Below are 2,002 nucleotides of genomic sequence, written 5' to 3' on the forward strand. Positions count from 1 at the left end.
CCCACGGCCGAGGCCGCCGAACGCCGTCGCCGCGCGACCGCCGTCGTGGGCGTCATGGCCACCCTCGCCGCAGTCGCCCACGCGCAGGGGATCCCCGATCACCTGCACGAGGAGATCCGCCTGGCCTACACCGACACCGACGGCGACGGCGAGCGCGCGGACCGCTACCCGCCCGGACCGGAATCCCACTACGCCGAGATCGACAGCGTCATCCTCGAGGCGTTCCCGGGCCGCGAGAGGACCGACCTCGTCGTGGCCAGCACCGCCGACGCCTTCCTGGCCTACCACCCGTACCTGGCCTACCAGGCGGTGACCTCCCACTACGCCAACCCGCTCGGCCGGTACGCCGAACGCAACGAGACGATGATCGGCTGGGAGGACGCCACGAGCGCGGACGAGTTGTACGCGATGATGACCGACACGCCCTGGAGACGCCCGGACGCCGTGGTCGCCCGCCCGTCGGGTTCCGGGTACACCCTGCGCCTGGCCGAGGACACCTACCCCAACGACCCCAACGTCCGCCGGTTCGGCGTCACCATCCCCTCGGAGGCCGTGACCGGCCCCCACTTCGAGGTCCACGACGTGGGTCCGTTCGCCGTGATCGTGGTGCGATGAGGTGACCACACCGTGACGACGAGCGACGGGAGCCCCCTCGGGTTGCACCCGTACCCGGGGATCGACCGCGACCGTCGCATGGCCGTCATCACCGGCTTCCTCGGCGCGTTCCTGGCGATCCTCGCCGGTCTCCTGCCTGTCCACCAGGACACCACCGAGGTGCGCTGGACCGCCGGACCCGACTACGCCTCCGTCACCGCCCCCCTGGTCTCCGGGAGGCCGCTCGACCTGACCATCACCGCCCCCTGCGGCCCGCTGGCCGAGGTCCCCGACGACACGATCGTGTTCTCGACCCTGCCCGACGGCGCCCCGGGCCGGATCTCCGACGGTCTGGTGGTGCAACGTTCCACGGACGCCGCGGGCGACCCCGCGATCGAGGTGGCGGTCAGGAACACGCCCCTGCTCTCGGTCCCGCTGTCCGCCCTCCGGGACCCGGACTGCGGGTCCCTGCGGGTACGGGCCGAGGTCGGGATCCTGGTCGCCGAGCTGACCGGACTGTCCGACGACGAGGGTGCGGACGGGGGCGCCGCGGAGAACGGGCAGCCGAACGGAGAGGCGGACGGTGAGGACCCGGTCCGCGCGGCCGTCCCCGGGACCATGCGCCCGCAGGTCACGGGGATCTTCACGGACCTGACGCCCGCCTCGGCGCCGGAGGGGCTGGACTCGTCGACGGTGGAGATCACCGTCGACTCCCGGTACTCGTCCAGTCCCACCGCGCTCAAGCTGGCGATGATGGCGCTGGGCGTCCTGGCCACACTCGCCTCGGTGGTGTTCCTGCACCGCCTCGACGGGATCGACGGCCGGTCCGACCGTCGGTTCGTCCCCCGCTCGTGGACCCGGTTGTCGGCCGTGGACGGCGTGGTGGTGGGAGTCCTGGGGTTCTGGCATCTCGTCGGTGCCAACACCTCCGACGACGGCTACCTGCTCACCATGGCCCGCTCGGCCGGGCCCAGCGGCTACATGGCCAACTATTACCGCTGGCTCGGCTCCCCCGAGTCCCCCGTGGGGTGGTACTACGAGATCCTCCGGGTGTTCGCCGAGGTGTCGACGGCGAGCCCGTGGATGCGCCTGCCCACCCTGGCGTGCGGAATCCTGGCCTGGTTGATCATCAGCCGGGAGGTGGTCCCGCGCCTGGGCCGGCTCGCCCGAACCTGGCACCGGCCACGGTGGACGGGCGCCGCGCTGTTCCTGGCCTTCTGGATGGCGTTCAACAACGGGCTGCGTCCCGAGCCCGTGATCGCACTGGGCGCCCTGCTCACCTGGTCGCTCGTGGAGCGGTCCATCGCGACGCGCAGGCTCGTCCCGGGCGTCGCGGCGATCGGCGTGGCCGCGTTCTCCCTCGGGGCGGGCCCCACCGGTCTCATGTGCGTGGCCGCCCTGGCCGCGG

At 72.5% G+C, this 2,002-nt stretch carries 2 protein-coding genes; both read left to right on the forward strand.

Annotated features, from left to right (window positions below):
* Positions 1 to 615 (forward strand): arabinofuranosyltransferase (locus G6019_RS08470; protein ID WP_182627401.1); only part of this gene is annotated, 615 nt, incomplete at its 5' end.
* 12 nt (positions 616 to 627) lie between these two features.
* Positions 628 to 2,002: arabinosyltransferase domain-containing protein (locus G6019_RS08475; RefSeq protein WP_309230190.1), on the forward strand; the 1,375-nt coding region annotated here is incomplete at its 3' end.

The sequence above is a fragment of the Dietzia sp. DQ12-76 genome (assembly GCF_014145045.1).
In the GTDB taxonomy this organism is placed as follows: Bacteria; Actinomycetota; Actinomycetes; order Mycobacteriales; family Mycobacteriaceae; genus Dietzia.